This window comes from Blastococcus sp. SYSU D00813, from assembly GCF_054050735.1.
In genome coordinates, this window is record NZ_JBJGZX010000014.1 from 87,316 (window position 1) to 109,417 (window position 22,102).

A 22,102-nucleotide genomic window follows, 5' to 3' on the forward strand; every position below is an offset into this window, starting at 1 on the left:
CCCGGCGGGGCAGTGCCGGGCCGGAGGTGCGGCGGTGGTGCTCAGCTCCGGGCGAGTCCTGCGCCGGCCCAGCGCAGGCAGTCCTCCAGGAGCTCGAGGAACCGGTCGTAGGGCTGATCGGGCTGCCATGCGTCGGCCGCCGTGGTGAACGCGGCCATCGCGGTGTTCAGGACCAGGGCGGTCCGCACGTCGTCGGCGTCCGGACGGCGCCGGGCCAGCCACTCGCGCAGCTCGGGCTCGAAGCCGTCACAGGCACCACGCGCCGACCGGCACAGCCCCGGCGACTGCTCGAGCAGCCGCTTCTGCAGGGGCAGCCGCTCGGCCAGGAGTCGCGCCAGGCCCAGCGCGACGTCGGTCAGCGCGTCCCAGAGTGGCGTGTCGGTACGACAGTTCTCCAGGAGATCCCGCCACTGGCGGACCTCGTCGGGGTCCAGGTCGAAGACGACGGCTTCCTTGCTGGGGAAGTAGCTGAAGAACGTCGTCCGGGAGACACCGGCCTCGGCGGCGATGTCCTCCACGCTCACCGCGTCGTACCCGCGCTGGTCGATCAGGCGCAGCGCGGTCGAGCGGATGGTGCGCCAGGCCGCGAGCTTCTTGCGCTCCCGCAGGCCCATCACGGCGGAGATGGGGCAGTGCTGCGCGTCCGCCGCACCCGGTGATCTCCGCATGGGCGGAAGGTAGACCCAAACCTGAACTGGGTACAAGTTCTTACTGCGTCCGGCTTTCTGCGTTTCACCTCACGTTCACCGGGCGCCGGTCGGACGGCGGCTGTCGTTGGCCTGGTCCACCATCTCCCGGTGACCGACGCGCAGACCTCCCCACCCGCACCATCCGGCGCCGCGCCCGACCCCGCCCGCTGGTGGACGCTCGCCGCGGTCTGCACCGGCGTCTTCATGCTGCTGCTCGACGTGACGATCGTGAACGTCGCGCTGCCCGACATCGCCACCGAGCTCGACGCCTCGCTGTCGGACCTGCAGTGGGTCATCGACGCCTACGCGCTGTCCCTCGCCGCGCTGCTGCTCACGGCCGGCTCCCTGGCCGACCTGTTCGGACGGCGCCGCGTGTTCGTGATCGGCCTGGCGCTGTTCACCGCCGGCTCGCTGGCCTGCGGCCTCGCGCAGGACATCCTCTTCCTCTGCCTGGCCCGCGCCTTCCAGGGCATCGGCGGCGCGGCCATGTTCGCCACCGCCCTGGCGCTGCTGTCCAACGCCTTCACCGGCCGCGAGCGGGGCACGGCCTTCGGCGCATTCGGGGCGACGACCGGCGTCGCCGTCGCCATCGGTCCGGTGCTGGGCGGCGTCCTCACCAGCGGCATCAACTGGCGGTGGATCTTCTTCGTCAACATCCCGATCTGCGTCGCCGCCGTGGCCATCTCGCTGCTGGAGGTCCGCGAGTCGCAGGACCCGCGCGCCGGCCGGCCCGACTGGCTCGGCTTCGCCACCTTCAGCCTCGCCCTCGGTGCGCTGGTCTACGGCCTGATCGAGGCGGGGCAGAGCAGCTGGGGCGAGACCCGCGTCGTCGTCTGCCTGCTCGCGGCGGCCGTGCTGCTGGCGGTCTTCGTGGTCAGCCAGGTGCGGCAGCGCCAGCCGATGTTCGACCTCGGGCTGCTGCGCAAGCCCACCTTCACCGGCGGGCTGATCGCCGCCTTCGCGATCTCCGCCTCGGCGTTCTCGCTGCTGACCTACCTGGTCATCTACCTGCAGAACGTGCTCGGCTACAGCGCGGTCGGCACCGGGGTGCGGCTGCTGTTCCTGTCGGCGGCGGCGTTCGTGGCCGCGGCCATCGCCGGCCGGCTCACCGCGTCGGTGCCGGCGAAGTGGCTGATCGGGCCCGGCTTCGTCGTCCTCGCCGGCGGGCTGTTCCTCATGACCGGCATCGAGCCCGACTCGGACTGGACCCACCTGGTCCCCGGGCTCGTCGTCACCGGGGTCGGCATCGGGCTGATCAACACGCCGCTGGCCTCGACCGCGGTCGGCGTGGTCGCGCCCGAGCGCTCCGGCATGGCCTCGGGCGTCAACTCGACGTTCCGCCAGGTCGGCGTCGCCACCGGCATCGCCGCCCTCGGCTCGATCTTCAGCCACGAGGTGGCCGACGCGGTGCGCTCGGGCGTGGCCGGCCAGGTGCCGGACGACGCCGTCGGCGGGCTGACCGAGGCGCTGTCCAACGGGCAGGTGCAGGGGGCCGCCGAGGGCGCCCGCGCGCTGGCCGCCGAGCAGGGCGGCGACGCGGCCGGGGGAGCGGCGTTCGACCTGGTCACCCGGGTCGGCACCTCGGCCGTGGTCGACGCGCTGAACCACATCGTGCTGATCGGCGCGGTGCTGGCGCTGGCCGCGGCGGTCGCCTGCTTCGCGCTCATCCGGCAGCGCGACTTCGTCGTCCACGCCGGCCCGACGCAGGGCGCGTCGGGCGGGGAGCCGCAGGCCGCCGGCGCGCGTCACTCCGCGTGAGGGCGTAGCCGGCCGGGCACCCGGCCGGGGGAGGGCGGTCACCCGTCGTCGTGGTGCGGGGCGTCCCCGGGGCGTGTCCTCGCCGATCACGGGGAGGAAGGACGGCGCAACGCCGCGCCGCCCGGGGGAGGAACCGTGACCAGCGTCGACCCACAGCCCAGCCCAGCTCCGACGGTCGAGCGGACCTGCACGCGCAGGACCGCCGGGCACACGCCCAACCGGACGACGATCCTGCTGTGCCACACCGGCGCGCTGTCGGAGTGGCGGTCGGTGTTCGTCCTCGGCGTGCACGACGACGTGGTCACGCTGGCCGACGGCGACGAGGTCGTCGGCTTCCGCAACCACGCCCCGGCGGAGCTGGCCCGCGCCGTGGCAGAGGCGGGCCCCGAGGCGCACCTCAACACCCGCTTCGGCTACCTGTTCCTCGCCTCGTGGCCGCGCGAGCCCGAGGCCGTGTTCTCCCTGGTCCCCGCGGACCGGCCGCATCCCCCCTGCGGCTGAGCGCCTCGGAGCCCCGGCCGCAGCGTGGCGGCCGGCGCTCCGAGGGGGTGCTCACCAGGCGGGGCGGGCCGACCCGACGTAGCCGGGCACGGAGCCGGCCCACACCACGGAGACGGGCTTCCCGTACGTGGAGGAGTGCACCATCATCCCGTTGCCCACGTACATGCCGACGTGGCCGACCGGGCTGTAGAAGAACAGCAGGTCACCGGGCTGCATGTCCCACAGGCCGATGGGCAGGCCGATCCGGGACTGCATCCGCGAGGAGTGCGGCAGGTTGACGCCCGCGGCGGCGTAGGCGTACTGGGTCAGGCCCGAGCAGTCGAAGCTGTTCGGGCCGCCACCGCCCCACGCGTAGGGCTTGCCGACCTGGGCCAGCGCGGTGTTCACCGCGATCTGCGCCGCCGGGGTCGGCGCGAAGGACGGGACGGCCGCCGGGACGGCGGCGGGCACCGCGGCGGGGACGGCAGCGGGCACCGAGGCCGAGGCGGTGCCGGGGGTGAGGGCGAGGCCCGCACCGGCGACCAGGGCGATCGCGGCCCCCTTGACGGAGCGGGGCAGGCGGCGGCGCGAGGACGTGCGTGTATCCGTCATGGACGACGGGTTCTCCTTGGGTCTCCGTGTTCCGCCTACCGGGTCAGCTGACGGGTTCGGACGCAGGAATCGCCCGGCCTGCCCGGGACGTCGTCGGCCCGGCGCAGCGCTTCACCCCAGTGGTTCGGTGGGTCCCCGGCCCGGGCGGCGACGGCTGCCGCGCGCCCGGTTCGGCGGGTCCGTCGAGTGTCGCCAGCTGTTCGGCGACGAGGTCGGGGGCTCGACGGACGGCATGACGGTAGGGCGGGTCCCGGCAGCCGGTTCCGGGGCCGGCGGCCGGACACGCCTCGGCCGGCGGCCGGGTCCCCGGGCGTGTCCGGATCCGGGATCCAGCGCGCCGACCAGCGCGGACGCGCCCCGGGCGGCACTCGGTGCCGCGGTCGATGTCCCACCGAACACTGTAATCGCCGGGCCCCGGCATGGCACCACGCAGCGTCGTCGCGCGTTGGCAGGACGTCGATGCGATGCGCCCGGCGGTTGACCCAGCGGCCGAGCGGGCAACGACGGGTCGACGACGACAGAGACCGACCCCGACTAGAGGAGGAAGACATGGCCGGGATGTTCCGGAAGCTGATCGCCTCGGGCGTTGCCGCGAAGCTCGTCCAGGAGGCGCGCAAGCCGCAGAACCAGGAGAAGATCCGCCAGATGGTCGCCAAGCTCGGCGAGCAGAACAAGAAGCGCGGCGGGGGCGCCGGGCGGGGCCGCGGCGCCGTCCACTGATCCGCGCCCGTACGTGAGCGACCCCCGTCCGGCAGCCGCCGGGCGGGGGTCGCTCGCGTGTGTCAGGCCGGGGTGCGGTCGAGCACGTAGAGGCCGGGCGCGGCGCACAGCACCGGGTGCCGCTCGCTGCCGAGGGTGGCCGGCGCGGGCACCCGCGGCCCGGAGCGCACCGCCGTCCACTCGGCCCACGTCTCCCACCAGCTGCCGGCGCGCTCCTCGGCGCCGGCCCGCCACTCCTCGGGGTCGGCGACCGCCTCGCCGCCCACCCAGTGCTTCGCCTTGGGGTTGCCGGGCGGGTTGACCAGGCTCTGGATGTGCCCGCCGTTGCTCAGCACGAACGTGCTCGGGCCCGACAGCAGCCGCGTCGTCCGGTAGCAGCCCCGCCACGGGGTCAGGTGGTCGGTCACCGCGCCGGTGACGAACGTCGGCACGGTGATCTCCCCGAGGTCCACCGGGGTGCCGAGCACGGTCGTCGCGCCGGGCTGCACCAGCGAGTTGTCCCGGAAGAACTCGAGGAACTGGCCGTGCAGCCGGGCCGGCAGGTTCGTGGCGTCGGCGTTCCAGGCGAGGACGTCGAACGCCGGCACCGGCTCGCCCTGCAGCCACTGCGAGACCAGCCCGTCGAACACCAGGTCGCCGGGCTTCATCAGGCTGAACACCGACCCCAGCGACTTCCCGCCCAGCACGCCGCGCGCCCGGGACAGCCGCCTCGACAGGCCGGTCACCCACCGCCCGGCGAAGGCGCCGATCGGCGCCCGCTCGCCGAAGTCCAGCAGCGTCACGCCGTACGCGGCGCTGTGCACGCTGGTGTCGTCCATCGCCGCGAGGTGGTTGAGCAGCAGCGTCTGCAGGATCCCGCCGGCGCAGAACCCGACCGTGTTGACGTCGGGGGAGCCGGTCACCTGCCGGACGACCGACACCGCCCGCCGCAGCCGCTCGGTGTAGGTGTCCAGGTCCCAGTGCGCGTGCTGCCTGCCCGGGTTGCGCCAGCTCACGATGAACGTCTGGAACCCGCGGCCGACGGCGTGCTCGACGAAGCTGCGCCCCTGCCGCAGGTCCAGCAGGTAGTACCGGTTGATCACCGGGGGGACGACGAGCAGCGGCCGCGCGTGCACCTCGGGCGTCGTCGGCGCGTACTGGATCACCTCGATCACGTCGTCGCGGTAGACGACGGCCCCGCGGGTGGTCGCCAGGTCCCGGCCGACGCCGAACGCGGTGGGGTCGCACAGCGCGGGAAGCCCGCCGTTGGACCGGACGTCCTCCAGCATCCGGCCCACGCCGCGGACGACGCTGGCGCCGCCGGTCTCCAGCGCCCGCTTCAGCGCGGCCGGGTTGCCGGCCAGCGTGTTGGTCGGCGCGGCGGCGGCGACCAGCGCGCGCACCGCGAACCGGGCCCGCTCGACCTCCCGCCAGCCGGCGCCCGAGGCCTCGTACCGGTCGACCAGCCGCTCCAGCGACGCCGACCACGCGAGGTAGCCCTGACCGAGCCGGCGGTAGCCGGGGTGGTCGCGCCAGGCCGGGTCGGCGAAGCGCTCGTCGGGGGCCGGCCGGTCGGCGAGCTCGCGCTCGAGGCCGAGGGTGATGGCGGCGAGCTCGCGGCTCAGCCGCACGGTCTCGCCGGCCACCGCGCGGGTGCCGGCGAGACCGGCCGCGGCCCCACGGGGGCGGGCGTCGACGGGTCCGGTCCGGACGGGTGGGGTCGGGGTGGGCGTGTGCGTCGGTGGGTGCTGGACAGCGGTCACGGCGCCTCCGTCTTCGTCGGTGCCGCCGACGCTAGGGACGCGCGAGTCCACCCGACCGGGTCCAAGGACCCGGTCGGGCGGGGGATGCGTCACACGTGTGGCGCGCGCCTCACGGCCGTCCGGCGTGGGCCACGCCCACCTCCGTCGCCAGCAGCACGGCCTCGCGCACCGGTGCCCGGGCGGCCTCGTAGAAGTCCGGCGCGCAGCACATGAGCAGCGTCCGGCCGTCGTCGCCGCCGAGCATGCAGGCGTACACGCCGAGGCCCTCCGGCGCGGGCACCGACTCGACGATGGACCCGGTCGGGGAGATCCGGGCGACCCGGCCGCCGACCGCGTCGGCCGACCAGATGTGGCCCTCGGCGTCGAGCGCGCAGCCGTCCGGGGCGACCGCGACCTGGCCGAGCACCTCCTCGGTGGAGCCCAGCGACACCTCCGGGCCCAGCGACGCCCACACCCGCCGGTTGGTCAGCGCGCCGTCCTCGCCGAGGTCGAAGGCGGTGTAGCGGTTGGCCAGCGTCTCGCCGACCACGAGGGTGCTGCCGTCCGGGGTGATGACCGCGCCGTTGGGGAACAGCAGCCCGTCGGCGACCACGTGCACCGAGCCGTCGGGGTCGACCCGCTTGAGCGTGGTGGTGCGCGCGTCGCCGCCGGCCATCAGGTCGAACCCGAAGTCGCCCACGTAGACCCGCCCCTGCGCGTCGACGACCAGGTCGTTGAGGTGCCCGCCGCAGTGCTCGGTCAGGTCGGCGTACGTGCTCAGCTCGCCGTCGGCCCAGCGGAGCAGGCGGTGGTCCTTCATGGAGACGACGACGAGCGACCCGTCCGGCAGCCAGCCCAGCCCGGAGGGCTGGTGCTCCACCTCGAACAGCACCGTCTCCTCGCCGTCGGCCGTCACCCGGCTGACCGTGTGCCGGTAGAAGTCCGACACCCACCAGGTGCCGTCGTGCCAGCGCGGGCCCTCGAAGAACCCGCCGCCCGTCAGGACCGTCCGCAGCTCGTGATCCGCCATGCCGCGGACCCTAGGTCCGCGCCGCCTCCGCGGCCTCCCGCACGCTGGTGAGCAGCCGTCTCACCGCCACGACGTGCCCGCCGGTGCCGACGACGGCCAGCCGGTACAGCGCCCCGTGCGGGCCGGGGAACGCCGCCCGGCTCTCCAGCCGCACGTCCGTCCCGCCGTCCGCCGGCTCGAGGCGGACGACGATGCCGTAGCGGGAGAACCGGTGCCGGCCGGCGACCACCAGCAGCCGCGGCTCCTCGGCGGTGATGACGCGGAAGCCGGGGACGGTGGCGCCGGGCCCCGGCCGGTCCCATCCGGACGTCGTCGCCGGCTCGCAGCCGAGGAGGCGGGCCGCGGACCGGGCGGCCGGCCCGGCGAAGGTGCCGTGCAGCGCGTCCAGCACTGCCAGCCAGGCGGCCGCGGGCGACGCGGCGACCCGCACGGCGTGCTCGTCGATGCACGGCAGGTCGTGCAGCGGCTCGGGCACCCGCCCACCGTAGGGCGGCTCCGGTCAGGCGGAGAACTGCTGCTCGCCGATGACCGACAGCAGCTGGAGCTTGTCCGCGGCCTCGGTCCCCGGGGCCGCGGTCAGCACCAGCAGCACCTGGCCCTGGTCCTCGGTGAACAGCGCCTGGCAGTCGACGTCGATCGGGCCGAGCTCGGGGTGCACGATCGTCTTGGCGTCCTCGAAGCGCCGGCCGACGTCGTGCCGGTCCCAGATCGCCGCGAACTCGGGGCTTCCCGCGCGCAGCCGGCGGACGATCTCCGCGGCCCGCGCCTGCGACGCCCCGCCGGTCAGGGCCGCGCGGAGCCCGGCGGCCTGCAGCCGGCTCTGCCGCTCGTGGTCGGCCTCGGGGTAGCGGCGCCGGTCGGCCGGGTCGGTGAACCAGCGGTAGTGGGCGCTGCGGGCCAGGCCGGTGTGGCGGGTCTCGTCGCCCAGCAGCGCGGTGGCCAGCCGGTTCTGCAGCAGCGTCTCGGCCAGGTCGGACAGCACCAGCGCCGGGGTGTCGGCCAGCCGGTCGAACACCCGCTGCAGCGCCGGGGCGACGTGCTCGGCCGGCCGCACCCGCAGCGGCGCGTTGTGCCCGGCCAGCCGGAAGAGGTGGTCGCGCTCGTCCAGCGTCAGCCGCAGCGCGCGGGCCAGCGCGCCGAGCATCTGCTCCGACGGCTGCGGGCCGCGCTGCTGCTCCAGCCGCGTGTAGTAGTCGGTCGACATGGTGGCCAGCGCCGCGACCTCCTCCCGGCGCAGGCCCGCGGTGCGCCGGCGCACCCCCTGAGGGAGGCCGACGTCGTCCGGCCGCAGCCGCTCGCGGCGGGTGCGCAGGAAGTCGGCCAGCTCCGCTCGGTCCACGCCGCCATCCTCTCCGGCGGCACGGGGCTCATCCAGGGACCGCCGATCCCCTGATGAACGCTCTCTGCCACCGCGCCGGACGCCGCCGCAGGGTCAGGTCATGGACATCAGCACCAGCACGGTCTTCGTCACCGGCGGCACCTCCGGCATCGGGCTCGGCCTCGCGCAGCGGCTGGCGGAGGCGGGCAGCACCGTCGTCGTCGGCGGACGGCGCACCGACGTGCTCGCCCGCATCACCGAGGAGCACCCCGGCATCGGCACCCAGGAGCTCGACGTCACCGACCCGGCGTCGATCGCCGCCGCGACCGCGGCCGTCACCGCCGCGTACCCGGACCTCGACGCCGTGATCACGACCGCCGGGATCATGCTGCCCGAGGACCTGACCGACCCCGCCCACCTCGACGTCGCCCAGCGGACGGTCGACACCAACCTGCTCGGCACCATCCGCAGCATCGACGCCTTCCTGCCCGCCCTGCTGCGCCGGCCGCGGGCCACGGTGATGACCGTGTCGTCCGGGCTGGGCTTCGTGCCGATGCCGCTCACGCCGACCTACAGCGCGACCAAGGCGGCGGTGCACTCGTACACGCAGGCGCTGCGGGTGCAGCTCGCCGGGACGCCCGTGCAGGTCACCGAGCTGGTGCCGCCGGCGGTGCGGACCGACCTCATGGGCCAGCGCGACTCCTCGCACGCCATGCCGCTGGAGGCCTACCTCGACGAGGTGATGGCTCTGCTGGCCGAGCGGCCCGACGCCGACGAGGTGCTGGTCGAGCGGGTGCGGTTCCTCCGCTTCGCCGAGGCCTACGGCCGGACCGGCGAGGTCCTCGACCAGCTCTCCCGCTTCGCCGCCTGAGGGTGTCCCGCGGCGCTCGTGCTCTGCCCGCAGGAGCGGGCAGAGCACGAGCTCCGCGGAGGGGACCTGCCGGGGCCGCGGCGGTCAGTCGCCCTTGACGTTGACGATCTGCCGCAGCGTGTGCCGGATCTCCACCAGGTCGGCGGCGTCCTCCATGATCCGGTCGATCGGCTTGTACGCGTCGGGGTGCTCGTCGAGGAACGCGTCGGAGTGGCCCCAGGCGATGCCGGCCATCCGCTTCTCCAGGTCCGCCCGGGTGAACAGCCGCCGCGCGGCGTTGCGCGAGTGGCTGCGCCCCGCCCCGTGCGGCGACGAGCACAGCGACTCCCGGTTGCCCCGGCCGACGACGACGTAGGACGCCGTCCCCATCGAGCCCGGGATCAGCCCCCACTGCCCCTCACGCGCGGAGATCGCGCCCTTGCGCGACAGCCACACCTCGCGGCCGTAGTGCTCCTCGCGCTCGGTGTAGTTGTGGTGGCAGTTGACCGTCTCGAGCCGCTCGACGTCCGTCTTCAGGTACCGGCCGAGCTGGTCGACGACGCGGTCCATCATCTCCTCGCGGTTGAGGAAGGCGAACCGCTGTGCCCACCGCAGCGCCTCGACGTACCGGTCGAACTCCGGCGTCCCCTCCTCCAGAAACGCGAGGTCGCGGTCGGCCAGCTCGATGCCGAGGTCGCGGCAGCGGGCCTGGGCGATGGCGATGTGCTTGGACGCCAGCTTGTTGCCGACCCCGCGCGAGCCGGAGTGCAGGAACAGCCAGACCCGGTCGGCCTCGTCGAGCGACACCTCGATGAAGTGGTTGCCCGAGCCCAGCGAGCCCAGCTGCAGCGGCCAGTTCGGCGCGGCGGCGTCGGCCTGACCGGCGCCGGGCATGGCCCGCAGCTCCTCGACCCGCGGCGCAGCGGTGTCGGTGAGCCGCTTGTTGTAGCGGCCGGCCGACAGCGGGATCGCCCGCGAGATCCACCCGTGCAGGACGGCGAGGTCGCCGCGCAGGTCGCCGGCGCCGAACTGGGTCCGCACGGCCATCATCCCGCAGCCGATGTCGACCCCGACGGCCGCCGGGATGATCGCCCGGTCGGTCGGGATCACCGAGCCGACGGTCGCGCCCTTGCCCAGGTGGGCGTCGGGCATCAGGGCCAGGTGCGGGTGGATGAACGGCATCGCCGCGGTGCGCTCGGCCTGCTCGCGGGTGCTGTCCTCGAGGATCGAGGCCCAGTTGAGCAGCCGGTCGTTGATCTTCTCCATCGTCCTCTCTCTTCGCTGCTGCTCCGGACGGCCGCCCGGGCAGGAGGAGCAGTGAACGCGGCCGCAGGCTCGGGCGCGACCGCATTACCCGGAGGCGCGGCCCGGCACCCGGATGCCAGGGTGGGAGGTGTGGGCAGGGAACCGGAGTGGGTCGAGCACGTCATCTGGTGGCACGTCTACCCGCTGGGTTTCGTCGGCGCCGAGCGCGAGCGCGACCCGGGTGCACCCGTCGTCCACCGGCTGGGGCACCTGACCGCCTGGCTCGACCACGTCACGCAGCTGGGCGCCAACGGCCTCGCGCTCGGCCCGGTCTTCGAGTCCCAGACGCACGGCTACGACACCACCGACCACCTGCGGGTCGACCCGCGGCTCGGGGACGACGCCGACCTCGACGCCCTGTTCGCCGCCGCCGCCGAGCGCGGCATCCGGGTGCTGCTGGACGGCGTCTTCAACCACGTCGGCCGCGGCCACCCGGCGTTCCGCGCGGTGCTCGAGCAGGGCCCGTCGGCGCCCACCGCCTCCTGGTTCCGGCTCCGCTGGCCGGGCGGTCCGGAGGCGTGGCGGCCCGGCGTCGAGCCCGGCTACGACGACTTCGAGGGCCACTCCTCCCTCGTGGCCCTGGACCACGGCAGCCCGGCGGTCGTCGACCACGTCGCCGACGTGATGTGCCACTGGCTCGACCGCGGGGCCTCGGGGTGGCGGCTGGACGCCGCCTACGCCGTCCCTCCGTCGTTCTGGGCGCAGGTCGCCCCGCGGGTGCGCGACCGGCACCCCGGCGCCTACCTCATGGGCGAGGTCATCCACGGCGACTACCCGCGCTTCGTCGCCGAGAGCCGGCTGGACTCGGTCACCCAGTACGAGCTGTGGAAGGCCGTCTGGAGCTCGTTCAACGACGCCAACCTGCACGAGCTGGCACACGCGCTGCGCCGGCACGACGGGTTCGCGGAGCGGTTCGTCCCGTACACGTTCCTCGGCAACCACGACGTCACCCGCATCGCCAGCCGGCTCACGGACCCGGCGCACCTCGACCACGCCCTCGTCGTGCTCGCCACCGTCGCCGGCACCCCGGCCGTCTACGCCGGCGACGAGCACGCCTTCCGCGGCGTCAAGGAGGACAGGGCGGGCGGGGACGACGCCGTCCGCCCGCCGTTCCCGGCCACCCCGGCCGGGCTCTCCCCGCTCGGGCTGCCCACCTTCGCCCGCCACCAGGAGCTGCTCGGTCTACGCCGCCGCCACCCGTGGCTGCACCGCGCGCGCACCGAGGTGCTCGACGTGGCCAACGAGACGCTGGTCTACGCGTCGTCGGGCGACAGCGGCCGGCTGGTCGTCGCCCTCTCCACCGCTGCGCAGCCGGGAACGCTGCGGGCGCCCGGCGCCCGCACGGTCCTGGCCGGCGAGGCCCGGCTGGACGGCGACCGGGTGCGGCTGCCGGCCGGTGGCTGGGCGGTGCTCGGCGCGTGAGCGGGCCGCCTCAGGACTCGAGCAGGGGGCGGGTGGCCGCGGCGATCGTCCCGAGGGAGACGCCGAGGCCCGCGGCCACCTGGTCGGCCACGCGGACGTCCTTGCGCACGTACGGCCCGGCGCCCTGCATCAGCGCCTCGGCCGAGCCCGTCGCGGCCACCAGGTCGAGGGCGTAGCTCTGCCCGCTCCCGGTGTGCAGGGTCCGCGCCAGCAGCCCGACGTCCAGGCCCCACGACCCGGCGATCCGCGCCGCCTCCACCGCCAGCTGGACGTGCGCGCCGAACAGCAGGTTGTTGATCAGCTTCACCAGCTGCCCGGAGCCGAGCGGGCCGAAGTGCACCGCGTGCGCCGCGTAGGCCTCGAGGACCGGGCGGAACCGCTCGACGTGCTCCGGCTCGCCACCCAGGAACACCGTGAGCGTGCCGGCGGCGACCTGCGCCGGCCCGCCGCTGGCCGCGGCGTCGACCACCGCGGGGTGCCGCTCGGCGATCGCCCGGACCGTCTCCGGGCTGCCGGTGGTGTGGACGACGACCAGCGCCTCGGGTGCCAGCGTGTCGAGCAGCCCGCTGCCGAGGGTCACCTCCCGCGCCTGCTCGTCGCTGTAGACGTAGACGAGGACGACGTCCCGGTCCCGGCCCAGCCCGGCCACGTCGGCCACGACCTCGACCCCGGCGGCGCGCAGCTCCTCGGCGGCCTCGGGCCGGCGGGCGTGGGCCGCCACCGCGTGGCCGGCGGCCAGCAGCCGGTCCACGACCGGGCGGCCCATCGCCCCGGTGCCGACGATGCCGACGCGGGCCATCAGGCCGCCCCGCCCGCGGTGGTGAGCCGGCCGCGGTCGAGGACGACGGTGTCGCCCACCCGGGTCTGGAACAGCCACCCGTCGCCGTCGTCCCACATGTGCACGGCCAGCTCCTGCCCCGGGAACACCGGCGCGGAGAAGCGGGCCGACATGCCGCCGAAGCGGGCGGGGTCGGAGCCGCACACCGTGTGCAGCAGCGCCCGGCCGGTGAACCCGTAGGTGCACAGCCCGTGCAGGATCGGCCGGTCGAAGCCGGCCTGGCGGGCCAGCCACGGGTCGGAGTGCAGCGGGTTGTGGTCGCCGGAGAGCCGGTAGAGCAGCGCCTGGTCGGTGCGGGTCGGGTAGGTGACCACGGAGTCGGCCGGCCGGTCGGGGACCGTCCACGGGGTGCTGGGCCCGCGGTCGCCGCCGAAGCCGCCCTCGCCGCGCACGAAGATCGTCGCCGACGTCTCGTACAGCGGGGCGCCGGTGGCGGCGTCCGCCGCGCGGCTCCGGGTGACGACCAGCGCGTCGCGGCCCTTGTCGTACACGCCGGCGACGGTCGAGGTGAGCCGGACGCTGCCCTCGGCCGGGAGCTCGCCGTGCAGGGTGATCGACTGCTCGGCGTGCAGGACCGCCTGGATCGGGAAGTCGCCCAGCGACGGCCCGGCCTCGCCGGTCCCGGTCCAGCCCCCGGCCACGACGGCGAAGGTGGGCAGCACGTGCTGCGTCACGCCGTGGGAGTTCTCGGTGGTGAACTCCAGCTCCGCGAGGGGGTCGGGGGCCCCGGCGCCGACGCCGAGCGCGTAGAGCAGGGCGTCCTTCGAGGTCCAGGTGCTCGTGCCGGCGTCCCACTCCTGGCCGACGGCGTCCAGGTTCAGCGGCACCTCAGTTCCCTCCCGGCTGCACGTAGCCGCTGAGGTCGGGGTTGGGCGCGGCCTTCCCGACCAGCCCGGAGACGACGTCGTCCAGCGCCGCGGCGTCCCAGGGCTCGTCGCGCAGCACCTCCGCGCCGATCCGCCACGACTCGACCAGCGCCAGCCGGTTGCCGCGGAGGTCGAACACCCGGCCGGTCACCGAGGCGCCGCCCGGGCCGGCGAGCCAGGCCACGAGCGGGGAGACGAAGGCGGGGTCGAACTGCGCGGCCACCTCCTCGGACATCAGGCCCGCGGTCAGCCGGGTGGCCGCCGTGGGCGCGATCGTGTTGACCGTGACGCCGTAGCGGGCCAGCTCCTGCGCGGCGCCGAGGGTGAACGAGGCGATGCCGCCCTTGGCGGCGATGTAGTTGGTCTGCCCGAAGTTGCCGTAGAGCCCGACCGGCGAGGTGGTGCAGACCAGCCGGCCGTCGACCCCGGCGCCGGTGGACTTGGCGCGGTCGCGCCAGTGCGCCGCGGCGGCCCGGGAGGGCGCGAAGGTGCCGCGCAGGTGCACGCGCACGACGGTGTCCCAGTCCTCGTCGCTCATCCCGGCCAGCGTGCGGTCGCGCAGGATGCCGGCGTTGGCGACCAGGACGTCGAGCCGGCCGAACGTGTCGAGGGCCAGCTGCACCAGGTCGCGGGCGCCGTCGGAGTCGGCGACGTCGTGCGGGCTGGCCACGGCCTCGCCACCGGCCGCGCGGATCTCCGCGGCCACCGCCTCGGCCACGGCCGGGTCGGCCCCGGTGCCGTCGGGACCGCCGCCCAGGTCGTTGACCACGACACGGGCGCCGCGCCGGGCCAGCTCCAGGGCGTGCGACCGGCCGAGGCCGCGCCCGGCTCCGGTGACGACGGCCACCCGGCCCTCGCAGAACTGCTCCACTCCGTGTCCTCCTCGCGGACGGGACGTGCCGGCGGCTCCGCTGCCGCCGGTCACGACGCGGGTACGTACAGGTCGCGGACCCGGCGGCGCTGCAGCTTGCCGGTCTCGGTGCGGGGGAGCCCGGCGACGACCTCGATCCGGCGGGGCCGCTTGTAGGCGGCGAGCCCGTCGCGACAGTGGGCGTCGAGCTGCGCGCGCAGCTCGTCCTCGCCCGGCGCACCGGCCGCCGGCTGGACGACGGCGAGCACCGACTGCCCCCACTCGGGGTCGGGCACGCCGACGACGGCGGCGTCGTGGACGGCCGGGTGGGTGAGCAGGTGCTGCTCGACCTCGGCCGGGTAGACGTTCACCCCGCCGGTGACGACCAGGTCGGTGCGCCGGTCGAGCAGGAACACGTAGCCGTCGTCGTCGACGTAGCCGGTGTCGCCGGCGGTGAAGAGGTCGCCCCGGCGGCCGGCGGCCGTCTTCTCCGGGTCGCCGAGGTACTCGAACGCCGGGGGCGCGCCCTCGACGCCGGAGTAGATGGTGCCGGGCTCGCCGGGAGCGGCCTCGGTGCCGTCGTCCCGGAGGACCCGGACGACGGTGCCGGGCAGCGGCCGCCCCACCGTGCCCGGCCGCGCCGCCCACTCCTGCGGGGACACCAGCGTCACGACGCCCTCGGTCGAGCCCAGGTACTCCCAGAGCACCGGCCCCCACTCCTCGAGCATGCGGCGCTTGACCGGGACCGGGCAGGGCGCGCCGGCGTGGGCGACGATCCGCAGGCTGGACGTGTCGTACCGGCGGCGGGTCGCCTCGGGCAGGGCGAGCAGCCGGTGGAGGTGCGTCGGCACCACGTGGGTGCTGGTGACCCGGTGCGCCTCGACGTCGGCCAGGAACCGCTCGGCGTCGAACGACGCCTCGACCACCACGGTGTGCCCCAGGTGCAGGAAGCCGAGCGCGTGCGTGCCCGGCGCGGCGTGGTAGAGCGGCGAGCGAACCAGGTGCACGCCCTCGCCGGGGCGGGCCCCGTAGCCCAGCAGCAGGGCCTGGCCGCGGAAGGGCACGGCCTCCGGCGGCACGCCGGGCAGCGCGCGCCGCACGCCCTTCGGCCGGCCGGTCGTCCCGGAGGTGTAGCCCATCACCGTGCCGGCGCGGCGGTCCTCCGGGGGCGTGGTGGGCTGGCCGGCGCCCAGCTCCGCGTAGGGCCGCCACCCGGGGACGGCGCCGCCGACCGCGAACCGGTGCGCGGGCAGCGCCCCGGGCGGCAGCGTCGGCGCGTGCGCGGCGTCGGCCACCAGCACGCGCGCGCGGCAGTCGGCCACGACGAACGCGGCCTCCGGCGGGGCCAGGTGCCAGTCGACGGGCACGAGGTGCATCCCGACCTGGCCGGTGGCCAGCACCAGCTCCACGTACTCCGGGCCGTTGTGCACGACGGCCGCGACGGCGTCCCCCTCGCCCAGCCCCAGCGCGCGCAGGTGGTGCGCGATCGCGTGGACCCGGGCGGCGAGCTCCCCGTAGGTGAGCTCCCGCCCGTCGGGGGCGACCAGCGCGCGCCGGCCGGGGTGCCGCTGCGCGAGGTCGTAGAAGCCGGAGGGACCGGTGCGGCCGGCGGCCATCGGTACCTCCTCGGCGGGCGGGGCGCGGTCGGCGCCATCGTGGCAGGCAGCCGGCGTCCGGGACACGGCCACCGCCGGCCGGCGTCAGGTCCCGGCCGGGGCGGCCGCGCCGGAGCGGATGTCCATCCCGCGCACGGTGAGGCAGGCGCCGTCCGACAGCCGCCACCGCCAGCCGTGGACGCCGCAGGTGAGCACGCCGTCCTCGACCGTCCCGACGGCGGTCAGGTCGGCCTGCTGGTGCGGGCACAGCCGCTGGAACGACCAGCCGTCCACGACGACGTCCTCCCCGCCGGCGTGCCGGCGGGTCAGCCAGGCCTCGAGCCGGTCGAGCCGGACGGGGTCGAGGTTGCCCAGGAAGAGGAAGACCAGCTCGTTCTCCCGGCCGCTGCGGCGGGCGGAGAACCGGCCGGACAGGAAGAGGCTGTGCACCCAGTCCGGCTCCCGGACGGCGACCAGGTGCTCGAGCACCGCCCGGTCGACGGTCAGCTCGTGGCGCACCCCGGTGCCGTCGTGGGGGCGGACGGTGCGGGCGGGGAAGTCGAGCAGCAGGTCGACGTCCCCGCGGACGGCGTCGGCACCCACCAGCCGCACCCCGGCCCCGATGCCGTCGGCGACCCCGGGCGCCCGGGCGAGCAGCGGCTCGAACCACGCCCGCAGCTCGCCGAGGAGGTCGAGGTCGCGGGCCGGCGGGGGAGTCCAGGCCGGCCGGCGCTCCCGGGCCGCCGCCAGGTGCGCCGCCTTGTCCGCGTACACCGCCTCGCCGTCGGGCAGGGCGTGGGTGACCGGCATCCCGGGCTCGCCCGGGTCGGCGACGGAGCCGGGCAGCAGCAGCCGCACGGTGTCGTAGCCGCGCTCGGCCATCCAGTCGCGGAAGCCGGTCGGGTCGGCGTACGCGCTGCCGCTGTCGGCGCCGAGCCGGTTGAGGTGCGCCAGGTCGTCGTCCAGGAACGCCGGCGGCCCGCCGACCGGGACGACGTACGCGGCGCCCAGGGCGCTCACCGAGCGCCGGGCGGCGAGGAAGGCGCGGGCGCGCAGGTCCTCGGCGATGGTCCGCTTCGCCTGCTCGGGCAGGTCGTAGGCCATCGGGGACCAGCCGGCCGGGACCACCTGGAGCAGGTGCACGTCGACCGGCCCGAGCCCGGTGAGCGGCTCCAGGCCGTCGTCGTGCGCGCTGCCCTGGTGCACGAGCGTGGCCGCGCCGTCCGACAGCCACAGCACGGCCTGCCCCGAGGGGCCGTCGGTCGGCCGGGTCAGCGTGGAGACGGCCAGGCGCAGGCCGCCGAGCGCCGTGACCTCGCCGGAGCGGGTCTCGACGAAGCGGGTGAAGCCGAGGGCGGTCAGGCGGTCGCGGAGCTCCGCCGTCGGCAGGTCGGGCAGCAGCACGGCGACGTCCCGGGGCACGTGCCCGGCCAGGAGGTCGGCGTCGAGGCGGTCGGGCGCCACGGAGGAGACGAACAGGACGTCGACCGCCGCCAGCCGGGCCCAGTCGAGGCCGGCGTTGTCCGGGAACGGCGTCCACGCGCCCAGGTACGCGGGCGTGGTCCACGGGTCGACCAGCACGCTGCCGGCGGCCGTGTCGATGCGCAGGCCGGCGTGGCCGAGCCCGGTGATCCGCACGGTCGGTGTCCTCCTCGCTCGCCGCGGCCGTCGGCCGAGCGGCGTCGAGCAGTGTGCACCGGAGCGGGTACGCGGGCGCCCCGCCGGTCGCCGACGGGACGGCGCGCACGCTCCTGCAGGTCGCCCGGGCGTACCTGTCGCACTGCCGGGACGCGCGCGACCTCGTGCACCTGGCGGTCGAGGTGCTGCAACACATGCTGCCGGGCCTCCCGCGGGCGCCGGACCGTGAGCCTGCTGCCGGCCGCTGCCGAGCCGGCTCCCGAGGCGGCTCAGCGAGGCGGCTCAGTGGCCGGCGCTCCCCTCGTCGAGCCACGCTCGGGCCGACGCGTAGTCCTCGGCCAGCCCCACCTCGGAGGGGCCGTCCTCCGTGTGCTCGATCAGGAGCCAGGCGTCGGCGAACGCCTCGAACACCGTGTCGTCGCACCTGTCGGGGAGGCCGAGCGGAAAGCGCGCCGACCGGATCTCCCGGTAGGGGAAGTGCCGCACACCCGTCACTGTGCCCGTTGGCCGCCTCCGGCACGAGAGGCGTGCGTCGACAGGGGGGTGCGCGGACGACGGGTCCCCACCCCCGGCGGAGGTGGCGCACGGCCGCGGGGACGCTCGTGACCGACGACCGCCGTCCTGCTCCCGCGCCCGTCCGGACGGCTCATCCGCACCCGCCGTCCCACCCGTCCCGGACACCTCCCGAGCGCGACCGGACCGGTCCGTCCCGCCCGTAGCGTCCCGGCCGTGACCGGGGACCCGCGCCCGACCCTGCCCGCCCGCCGCCGCCTGCGACGCGTGCGCGCCCTGCTCGTCGGCGTCCTCGCCACCGTGCTGCTCGGCACCGGCCTGCCGGTCGCCGCGGCCCAGGTCTACAGCTCGCCGGCGACGGGCAGCCACGACGTCGTCGGTGCGATCCTCGAGCGCTACCGCGCCTCCGGCGGTCCTGCGGGGGTGCACGGCTACCCGGTCACCGGCGAGAGGTCCACACCCGGCGGGCGCGGACGCTACAACCACTTCGAGACCGGCTCGATCTACTGGTCCCCGACCACGGGTGCGCACTCCGTCCTCGGTGCGATCCGTGACCGGTGGGCGCAGCTCGGCTGGGAGCGAGGGCCGCTGGGGTTCCCGGTCACCAGTGACCGGGCCACACCCCACCGCCCAGGCAGTTTCACCGTCTTCGAGGCAGGTTCCGTCTACTGGTCACGCGACACCGGTGCGCACGCGGTGGTCGGCGCCATCCGGGACGAGTGGGGCCGCCTCGGGTGGGAGGACGGGCTGCTCGGCTTCCCCCGTACCGACGAGAGGTCCACACCCGGCGGGCGCGGACGCTACAACCACTTCGAGACCGGCTCGATCTACTGGTCGCCGACCACGGGCGCGCACGCCGTCCTGGGTGTGATCCGTGACCGGTGGGCGCAGCTCGGCTGGGAGCGAGGGCTGCTCGGCTTCCCGGTCACCGGCGAACAGGTCACGCCCAATCGCCAGGGCATCGCGTCTCACTTCGAGCGCGGCTCGATCTACTGGTCGTCCCGCTCCGGCGCGCACGCGGTCCACGGCGCGATCCGCGAGCGCTGGAGGCAGCTCGGGTGGGAGAACAGCGCGCTGGGCTTCCCCGTCTCCGACGAGTACTCGGTCCCCGGCGGCCGCGCCCAGGACTTCCAGTACGGCTCCATCACCTGGACGCCCGGCGCCGGCGCCGTCGTGACCGGCGCGCCGCGGGCCGGCGGCGGCATCCTGCCCCTCGGCGTCCGCCCGCCGGGCACGCAGGCGGTCACGGTGACCGCCGCCCCGGGCGCCACGACCGGGACGCTGACCGCGTGGGAGCTGCGCGGGGGCACCTGGGCGCAGGTGCTGACGACCCAGGCCCGCCTCGGCGCGGCCGGCATCGGCGCGGCCAGCGAGAGCTCGACCCGCACGCCGCAGGGCACCTGGACGATGACCGAGGCCTTCGGCCGGCTGGCGAACCCCGGCACGGCGCTGCCCTACCGGCACGTCGACGGTGACGACTGGTGGATCAGCGACGTGCGCAGCCCGCGCTACAACGAGTACGCGCAGTGCGCCCGGGGGACCTGCCCGTTCGACGAGCGCGCCTCGGAGAACCTCGCCGCGGCGGGGCTGGTCTACGACCACGCGGTGGTCCTCGACTACAACCGCCCGGGCGTCCCCGGCGCCGGGTCGGCCTTCTTCCTGCACATCACGAACAACGCCCCCACCGCCGGCTGCGTCGCGATCGACCGCACCTCGCTGGTGACCCTGGTGCGCTGGCTGCGGCCCGAGGCGCAGCCGGTCATCTCCATCGGCATCGCCTGACCGGCACGTCCCCGGCGCCGGGTCCCGTACGGGTCCTCCGAGCGGCCCGGGGCCCCGGACGGGGGGAGCCGGGAGGCGGTCGACCCCCGGCCTCCCCGCCGCCGGCCCGTGCGGGACCGCGTGGCGGTCGTGCCCGGTGCCGTGACGACGGAACCGACCCGGGCGGGGCCGTGCCGGGCGGGGCCGTGCCGGGCGCTCCGTGTCCCGGCGGCGGCTGCCGGCCTCCTGACTCGCGGTGGTCGGCCGGCCGTCGGGGCCGCACCGGTCGGGCCGCCGTGCCCGCGTGCCCGGCGGATCCGCGTGGAGCCTTGCCGAGGCAGCGAGACGTGCGATACAGAAGCGGTACAAAGTGTCTCATCTGAGCTGCCCGCGAGGGTGGGGATCGAGAGGGAACCGTGCCCCGAGCCAGGCAGGCGGCCATCGCCGGCGTCTACACGACCAAGCAGGGCAAGCTGCCCGACCGCACCTCGTTCTCCCTGCAGCTGGAGGCCATCAAGGGCGCGCTCGACGACGCGGGGATCCCGATCGAGGAGGTCGACGGGATCATCCCGATGAGCATGTCCGACCACCTGCCGGGCACCACCGCGCACCAGTTCTGGGCCAACCAGCTCGGGGAGCGCCCGCTCGGGCTGATGGAGACCGGTGGCGCCTCCGGCGCGCTGGCCAAGGCCGCGCTGGCCATCGAGAACGGCATGTGCGAGGTCGTCGTCCTCTTCTACGGCAAGGCCGGGTCCCTGGTCGGCCCGCGCGGCACCGCCACCCCCGACCGCGCCCCGCGCGTGCCGGACTGGAGCTTCTCGCAGGCCGGCGCCTACATGACGACGTGGTACGCGCTGTGGGCGCAGCGGTACATGCACGAGTTCGGCGTCACGCACGCCGACCTGGCCGAGGTCGCCGTCTTCACCCGGCACCACGCCACGCTCAACCCGGACTCGATCATGGGCCGCAAGGGCGACATCACCGTCGAGGACGTCCTGGACAGCCGGCCGATATGCGAGCCGCTGAACCTGCTCGACTGCTCGCTGGACAACGACGGCGGCTACGCGATCGTCCTGACCTCGATCGAGCGGGCCCGGTCGGGGAGGAAGAAGCCGGTCCTCGTCCTCGGTGGAGCCGAGTCCACCTACACGGACTTCTACGTGACGATCAACGACCCGTGGTTCCCCGAGGAGGGCAAGGCGGTGCGCCGGGCCACCGAGCGGGCCTTCGGCATCGCCGGCATCCAGCACGACGACGTCGACGTGGCCGGTCTCTACGACTGCTTCACCATCACCACGATCCGCGACCTGGAGGAGATGGGCTTCTGCAAGCTCGGCGAGGGGGCGGACTTCGTCAAGGAGGGGCACTGCTCGCTCGGCGGCAAGATGCCGACCAACACCGACGGCGGCCTGCTCTCCAACAGCCACGCCGGCGACCCGGCGGGCATGCACACGATCGAGGTGGTCCGCCAGCTGCGAGGTGAGTGCGGCGAGCGGCAGGTGGAGAACGCGAGGCTCGGCGTCTCGCTGCAGCAGGGCTGGGCGGTGCACGGCATGGCCGGCGTCCTCGTCATGGCCACCGAGTGACCGGCTCCCGCCGCCCGCAGACCCGACCGACCAGCCCCGCCCCGCGAGGAGAGCGACGATGACCTACCTCAAGCCCCTGCCGCAGATCGAACCCCGCAACGAGCCCTTCTGGGAGGGGCTGGCGGCCGGGGAGTTCCGCGTGCCGAGGTGCGACGACTGCGGCCACTACAACTGGGTGCCCTATCCGGCCTGCCGCTCCTGCCTGTCGGAGAACCAGACGTGGACGCCGGTCAGCCGCGACGCGACCGTGTGGAGCTTCAGCCTCGTCCACCGCGGGCCGGGCGCGTTCAACGCCGAGGTCCCCTACGCGGTGGTGCTGGCCAAGCTGGCCGAGGAGCCGCGCGGCTGCATCGTGCTGGGGAACACGGTCGACATCGCGCCGGAGGAGCTGTACGTCGGGATGCCGCTGCGGATCGTGTTCGAGGACGTCCCGGGCGAGGACGTGACCGTCTTCCGGTTCGCCAGGGCCGACGCCGCGGAGCCCGACCCGGCCGACGCCGACGCGGACGCCGCGCTCGACGTCGCGAACCAGCCCGCGACGGTGGCCTGA

21 protein-coding genes are annotated in these 22,102 nt (G+C 75.3%); 8 read left to right on the forward strand and 13 right to left on the reverse strand.

What is annotated here, in order from left to right:
• Positions 1–41: 41 nt before the first annotated feature.
• Positions 42–668, reverse strand: a complete 627-nt coding sequence (locus tag ACI8AX_RS12235; protein WP_456550089.1) for a TetR/AcrR family transcriptional regulator — start codon at positions 666–668, stop codon at positions 42–44.
• Between the two features lie 129 nt (positions 669–797).
• On the opposite strand from ACI8AX_RS12235, the gene ACI8AX_RS12240 reads away from it, so the two are divergent.
• Positions 798–2,447: an MFS transporter gene (locus ACI8AX_RS12240; protein ID WP_456550090.1), complete on the forward strand. Its 1,650-nt coding sequence runs from the start codon at positions 798–800 to the stop codon at positions 2,445–2,447.
• Between the two features lie 135 nt (positions 2,448–2,582).
• Complete coding sequence (locus ACI8AX_RS12245; RefSeq protein ID WP_456550091.1) at positions 2,583–2,948, forward strand: hypothetical protein; 366 nt, start codon at positions 2,583–2,585, stop codon at positions 2,946–2,948.
• 51 nt (positions 2,949–2,999) lie between these two features.
• On the opposite strand, the gene ACI8AX_RS12250 is transcribed toward ACI8AX_RS12245, so the two are convergent.
• Positions 3,000–3,539, reverse strand: a complete 540-nt coding sequence (locus ACI8AX_RS12250; RefSeq protein WP_456550092.1) for an NlpC/P60 family protein — start codon at positions 3,537–3,539, stop codon at positions 3,000–3,002.
• A 549-nt stretch (positions 3,540–4,088) separates the two neighbouring features.
• On the opposite strand from ACI8AX_RS12250, the gene ACI8AX_RS12255 reads away from it, so the two are divergent.
• Positions 4,089–4,259, forward strand: coding sequence for a hypothetical protein (locus ACI8AX_RS12255; RefSeq protein WP_456550093.1), 171 nt, complete (start codon positions 4,089–4,091; stop codon positions 4,257–4,259).
• A gap of 62 nt (positions 4,260–4,321) precedes the next feature.
• Here ACI8AX_RS12255 and ACI8AX_RS12260 read toward each other — a convergent pair whose 3' ends face one another.
• From ACI8AX_RS12260 to ACI8AX_RS12275, 4 genes are all read right to left on the reverse strand, one after another.
• Positions 4,322–6,001 carry a PHA/PHB synthase family protein gene (locus ACI8AX_RS12260; RefSeq protein ID WP_456550094.1) on the reverse strand — a complete coding sequence of 560 codons (1,680 nt, stop codon included), beginning with the start codon at positions 5,999–6,001 and terminating at the stop codon, positions 4,322–4,324.
• 109 nt (positions 6,002–6,110) lie between these two features.
• Positions 6,111–7,010: an SMP-30/gluconolactonase/LRE family protein gene (locus tag ACI8AX_RS12265; RefSeq protein WP_456550095.1), complete on the reverse strand. Its 900-nt coding sequence runs from the start codon at positions 7,008–7,010 to the stop codon at positions 6,111–6,113.
• Between the two features lie 10 nt (positions 7,011–7,020).
• Positions 7,021–7,485 (reverse strand): hypothetical protein, encoded by a 465-nt coding sequence (locus ACI8AX_RS12270; protein ID WP_456550096.1) that lies wholly within the window; start codon positions 7,483–7,485, stop codon positions 7,021–7,023.
• A 24-nt stretch (positions 7,486–7,509) separates the two neighbouring features.
• Positions 7,510–8,349, reverse strand: a complete 840-nt coding sequence (locus ACI8AX_RS12275) for a helix-turn-helix transcriptional regulator (protein ID WP_456550097.1) — start codon at positions 8,347–8,349, stop codon at positions 7,510–7,512.
• Between the two features lie 100 nt (positions 8,350–8,449).
• Here ACI8AX_RS12275 and ACI8AX_RS12280 point away from each other — a divergent pair, with 100 nt between their 5' ends.
• Positions 8,450–9,199, forward strand: coding sequence for an SDR family oxidoreductase (locus ACI8AX_RS12280; protein WP_456550098.1), 750 nt, complete (start codon positions 8,450–8,452; stop codon positions 9,197–9,199).
• Positions 9,200–9,283: 84 nt separating this feature from the next.
• Here the strand turns inward: ACI8AX_RS12280 and ACI8AX_RS12285 are convergent, their stop codons facing one another.
• Positions 9,284–10,444, reverse strand: a complete 1,161-nt coding sequence (locus tag ACI8AX_RS12285) for an RtcB family protein (RefSeq protein WP_456550099.1) — start codon at positions 10,442–10,444, stop codon at positions 9,284–9,286.
• Between the two features lie 129 nt (positions 10,445–10,573).
• On the opposite strand from ACI8AX_RS12285, the gene ACI8AX_RS12290 reads away from it, so the two are divergent.
• A complete protein-coding gene (locus ACI8AX_RS12290; RefSeq protein WP_456550100.1) occupies positions 10,574–11,905 on the forward strand; it encodes an alpha-amylase family protein in 1,332 nt (443 codons plus the stop codon).
• Between the two features lie 10 nt (positions 11,906–11,915).
• Here the strand turns inward: ACI8AX_RS12290 and ACI8AX_RS12295 are convergent, their stop codons facing one another.
• From ACI8AX_RS12295 to ACI8AX_RS12320, 6 genes are all read right to left on the reverse strand, one after another.
• Complete coding sequence (locus ACI8AX_RS12295; protein WP_456550101.1) at positions 11,916–12,704, reverse strand: NAD(P)-dependent oxidoreductase; 789 nt, start codon at positions 12,702–12,704, stop codon at positions 11,916–11,918.
• A complete protein-coding gene (locus tag ACI8AX_RS12300; protein WP_456550102.1) occupies positions 12,704–13,570 on the reverse strand; it encodes a MaoC/PaaZ C-terminal domain-containing protein in 867 nt (288 codons plus the stop codon). The genes ACI8AX_RS12295 and ACI8AX_RS12300 overlap by 1 nt, the downstream gene beginning before the upstream one ends.
• Before the next feature lies 1 nt (position 13,571).
• Positions 13,572–14,480, reverse strand: coding sequence for an SDR family NAD(P)-dependent oxidoreductase (locus ACI8AX_RS12305; protein WP_456550103.1), 909 nt, complete (start codon positions 14,478–14,480; stop codon positions 13,572–13,574).
• Positions 14,481–14,530: 50 nt separating this feature from the next.
• Positions 14,531–16,075, reverse strand: a complete 1,545-nt coding sequence (locus tag ACI8AX_RS12310) for an AMP-binding protein (protein ID WP_456550104.1) — start codon at positions 16,073–16,075, stop codon at positions 14,531–14,533.
• Between the two features lie 84 nt (positions 16,076–16,159).
• Positions 16,160–17,692 (reverse strand): Rieske 2Fe-2S domain-containing protein, encoded by a 1,533-nt coding sequence (locus tag ACI8AX_RS12315; RefSeq protein ID WP_456550105.1) that lies wholly within the window; start codon positions 17,690–17,692, stop codon positions 16,160–16,162.
• A gap of 282 nt (positions 17,693–17,974) precedes the next feature.
• Positions 17,975–18,178: a hypothetical protein gene (locus ACI8AX_RS12320; protein ID WP_456550106.1), complete on the reverse strand. Its 204-nt coding sequence runs from the start codon at positions 18,176–18,178 to the stop codon at positions 17,975–17,977.
• A gap of 243 nt (positions 18,179–18,421) precedes the next feature.
• Here ACI8AX_RS12320 and ACI8AX_RS12325 point away from each other — a divergent pair, with 243 nt between their 5' ends.
• The 3 genes from ACI8AX_RS12325 to ACI8AX_RS12335 all read left to right on the forward strand — a co-directional run bounded on the left by ACI8AX_RS12325 (position 18,422) and on the right by ACI8AX_RS12335 (position 22,102).
• On the forward strand, positions 18,422–19,987 hold the full coding sequence (locus tag ACI8AX_RS12325; RefSeq protein WP_456550107.1) for a hypothetical protein: 1,566 nt from the start codon (positions 18,422–18,424) through the stop codon (positions 19,985–19,987).
• A gap of 395 nt (positions 19,988–20,382) precedes the next feature.
• Entirely contained in the window at positions 20,383–21,552 is a 1,170-nt protein-coding gene (locus ACI8AX_RS12330) for a thiolase family protein (RefSeq protein ID WP_456550108.1), read from the forward strand.
• A 58-nt stretch (positions 21,553–21,610) separates the two neighbouring features.
• Positions 21,611–22,102: a Zn-ribbon domain-containing OB-fold protein gene (locus ACI8AX_RS12335; RefSeq protein WP_456550109.1), complete on the forward strand. Its 492-nt coding sequence runs from the start codon at positions 21,611–21,613 to the stop codon at positions 22,100–22,102.